We start from the raw sequence: 3,617 nt of genomic DNA on the forward strand, positions 1-3,617 counted from the left end.
CTCATACTTTGCACCCTTCGCCTCACCGTTGGCCCTTATCAGGCGGTTAAGGTCGTCGTAAGCGTAAGTGTGGTTGAAAGCACCGCCGAGTTTTGCCTTGCCGCCATTGCCACTAGCGGCCTGCGTCGGGTCTACAGCATTGACAATACCCAAGATATTGTCCACAGCATCGTATTGGTACTTGTTTTCCATCACAGCCCGGCCGTCCGCCGTAAGGTTCATCGCCTGCAGACGTTCGCGCTGTTTGTCGTAGGTGTAGGTCGTTTCCGTGCCGTTACCCAGCTTGGTGTAGACGGTATGGCCGTCCTTGTCATAACCTATCCTGTCAACAATAACGCTCTCACGCCCCTGTTTATTGCCCGAAAGGCTAACTATTTGCCCTGCCGCATTGTAATGATAAGATAGCCCAACTACAGAAAATGGATGTTACCGTGAAAACCTATAAGAAAGAATTCCTTGCCTGGCACGATTGCCATTTATAAACAGGAAAAGTTGAAGGCCTTAATAACAAGATAAAGGTAATAAAACGAAATGCGTATGGATTTAGAGACGAGAAAGACTTAACTCTACGACTTTATGCACTGCATAACTGTCGTATCACTTGAAATGTCGGATGAACCAAAACACTTCTTTTCATCTTTTTTAAGGTTCTTCCGTTAAATGGTAACTATTCAGCGATAATGAACGTTGAATATCAAGAACTTATAAACGTAACATTGTGGCAAAAAGGTTCAAAATGACATTCTTTACCAAAATTTGTATTGTCTTTTTATGTAACTTCTTGATAATCAATAGTGGTTTATACACCTTATCGCTGAATAGTTACTATTTTTATATTATGTTTCAATATGAGTTATTCTTTATAGCGAATGATTCGCATGTTGTTTATAATATTATCAAACAGTATTGAATTTTTTTCGACCATGTACAGTATGCTAATAGAATATGGAATAATTTCCTTCTCTCTGAATATCTTTTTCCTATTTTCTTTTATAAAAAAGCCTCGTCGTTCTTTCTCAACCCCTTCTATAAAAGACTCTGATAAAATTATCGCGTTATCATTATTTATTATAGGCTTTGATACCATTGTTCCATAATGGATTGTAAGTAATCCTCTTGAATCCGCAAAATAGTAGTCTCTAAAAGTTCCTTCCTCGTAGTGGAATTCATGGATTCTATACCCTTGGAATAGAGGGATAATTAACTTATACTTCCCGAATTCGATAGTATCCGTTATACAGGTTTGCCCATAACAAGCCATGCATGTTGTTTGAATAAGGACAAATAACCACAAATAGCGAATATCATTTTTCTTACTTCTTGTTTTCATTATAATTCCTTTCTGCTTCTGATACAACTTTCTTAATCTGAGGTGCCAACAGTACATTCTTGTCTTCTCGTCCCATAACTGGTACCATTTGTTGTAATTCCTCGTCCCATTCTACCGCCACCACAGTGGGTTGGTAATCATGACTTGCCTTTTTATAATCTCGTGTCAACTCATATATATAGGCATGTCCCATTCCCTCATGCGCAGTTGTCTTTGCTTGTTGCTTTTCACTAAGATTAATACCAACAATAATATGTACATCGTTATCTTTGGAAGGTTGGCTTTCTGCACCTGGGATTTCGGTTACCCCACGATAGAAATTAAAATCCCCATCCTTAAACTTTTTACCATGATCATCTTCCGATTTCACCTCAAATGAATAGGTTATGTCACTATTAGCTAGAGTTTTAATCGCTTGAATAATATCTGATTTACTATCTAACTTTTGGAGGCTATGCACATCTAAGATGCCATTCTTATCAAACTTTACGTATTTAGCATCTTCTTTTGTTAAAATATTATAGATATTTGTCTGAGAATTAACATCGGCTTTTACTTTTCTACCATCTGGATCTATTAATCTTATAGGATTATCTATACAATATACATAACTACCTGTTGATACATACTTCTTTGCCAAAGCATCCACCCCATACCACAAACTCGTCCTTGGGTTCATATACCTCGCCCAATAGTAGTACAATCCTGTCTCTTGGTCGAGTTCCTTGCCATTGAACTTATACGGCATTTCCTCAATACAATAAATATAATAAATAATCCAGAGTTCTTTGCTTCAATGGAAAGTTTTTTCTTTTTATTTTAGAGGTATAGGATATAGGAAGATTAAATTCCTTATATTTCTTCCCTTTTAGAGAAACCATAAAGTATAGATATTCTGAATCCCAATGAGCTTTTTTTCGAATAGTTAGATCTGACTGTGAATATACAAAAGAGTTACATTTATATTTGCTTTCAAAAATGGCCTTACAATTCTTATTGTAATTTACTTCTTGGGTTCTCTGTAAGACATACTCTTCTTTTTGTAAGCCAAAATTAAAGACTTCCTTAAAATGATATATTATACAAGAAGAATCTCTTTTTCTTCCAAGTATAATATTATCCTTGATTGAGAAGACAAAAATCGAATCTGAATTTAAATCATGTCCTAAGATTTGCTGAGACAAAAGATAGGCTCTTTTGATGTTTATACTATCTATTCTCGCCATTTCTAAATATTTTTGTGCTTGCGCAAAAGTGCTAAAACAGCTACAAATGCTTATTAAAGTAACAATAATATATTTCATTATCTATAATCTGGTAATTGACTGTTATTTGGAATTTTTGTTTTAGGGCCATGGTCTTCGCCATTTCTTTGTATATTACTAAATCCTGCGACCCTCAACACTAAATTCTCCAATCGAATTGCATCGCCATGCTGATTATCACTACCTCTTCCCAAAGACAACGATCTGCCATGTCCGAAAACCTCATGAAATACATATAAGACTCTTCCTAATGGATTGGGCACTTGTTCACCTAGATTATTGTAATAATCTCTTGGCGATCTATCATCTTCGACAACAAGCGAATAGGATCCCTTTTTAGTTTGTTTAGTTTGAGAACCACCAAGGAGTTTAGTAAGTACCGTATGACCAGTACTTTCTATTGCCTCAACCAATTGGGGAGCTAGCATGCTCTTATCTGGCAATTCATCATTTTCTGATACATATTGAAATTTGTAAGTAAAATCATCAGAATTAATAGAGTTTACAAGAATATCCATCAGTGCTTTATCATCGTTTGATAATTCAGAATTATTTGCGATATAGTTTGAATATGCAACAGGATCAATTTTGTTGAAATCCTTTCCTGTCGCATCTTTCCCTGATCTACTTATTAATTTTCTAAAATCAGCAAATTTTTCAGCCTTGAAAACTACATTAATATCTTCGAGCATCTTTGCAGCATCACTCTTTGTTGCACCTTCCAATTTTCTTCCATCTGGATCTATCAACCTCACTGGATTATCGAGCGTATACACGTATCCTCCCGTTGCGACATACCTTTCTGCCAGCGGGTCCACCCCATACCACAGACTCGTAACAGGGTTCATATACCTTGCCCCATAGTAGTACAACCCTGTTTCTTGATCAAACTCCTTTCCATTGAACTTATACGGCATCTCCTCGCTACTGCTGTGTTCGTCAACGAGCAACTCGCCATACGGCAGGTAGGCATCGAACTGGGTGATGTTGGCCTTGGCGTCGGTGATATAAGAGGTGCTGCC

General features: G+C 36.9%; 4 protein-coding genes and 2 pseudogenes. 1 reads left to right on the plus strand and 5 read right to left on the minus strand.

The window, feature by feature from the left end:
• Window positions 1-405 (minus strand): annotated as a pseudogene (locus tag BN93_RS18170) (RHS repeat-associated core domain-containing protein); the annotation flags it as partial.
• Between the two features lie 77 nt (window positions 406-482).
• Between BN93_RS18170 and BN93_RS17215 the strand changes: the two are divergent.
• A pseudogene (locus tag BN93_RS17215) lies at window positions 483-605 on the plus strand (transposase); the annotation flags it as partial.
• Window positions 606-853: 248 nt separating this feature from the next.
• On the opposite strand, the gene BN93_RS15565 reads toward BN93_RS17215, so the two are convergent.
• The 4 genes from BN93_RS15565 to BN93_RS18850 all read right to left on the minus strand — a co-directional run.
• Complete coding sequence (locus tag BN93_RS15565) at window positions 854-1,330, minus strand: hypothetical protein (protein ID WP_157462914.1); 477 nt, start codon at window positions 1,328-1,330, stop codon at window positions 854-856.
• Window positions 1,314-2,078, minus strand: coding sequence for an RHS repeat domain-containing protein (locus BN93_RS17220; protein ID WP_019189214.1), 765 nt, complete (start codon window positions 2,076-2,078; stop codon window positions 1,314-1,316). The genes BN93_RS15565 and BN93_RS17220 overlap by 17 nt, the downstream gene beginning before the upstream one ends.
• 4 nt (window positions 2,079-2,082) lie before the next feature.
• On the minus strand, window positions 2,083-2,634 hold the full coding sequence (locus tag BN93_RS15575) for a hypothetical protein (protein WP_157462915.1): 552 nt from the start codon (window positions 2,632-2,634) through the stop codon (window positions 2,083-2,085).
• The coding region (locus tag BN93_RS18850) for an RHS repeat domain-containing protein (protein ID WP_232211218.1) at window positions 2,634-3,617 on the minus strand (984 nt) is incomplete at its 5' end. The genes BN93_RS18850 and BN93_RS15575, both read right to left, overlap by 1 nt.

Source organism: Prevotella conceptionensis 9403948 (assembly GCF_000312305.1).
Taxonomy (GTDB): domain Bacteria; phylum Bacteroidota; class Bacteroidia; order Bacteroidales; family Bacteroidaceae; genus Prevotella; species Prevotella conceptionensis.

What these genes read in the sequence shown, in the direction of transcription:
- BN93_RS15565 (WP_157462914.1), bottom strand. Translation starts at nt 1,330, where the DNA reads ATGAAAACAAGAAGTAAGAAAAATGATATTCGCTATTTGTGGTTATTT.
- BN93_RS17220 (WP_019189214.1), bottom strand. Translation starts at nt 2,078, where the DNA reads ATGCCGTATAAGTTCAATGGCAAGGAACTCGACCAAGAGACAGGATTG.
- BN93_RS15575 (WP_157462915.1), bottom strand. Translation starts at nt 2,634, where the DNA reads ATGAAATATATTATTGTTACTTTAATAAGCATTTGTAGCTGTTTTAGC.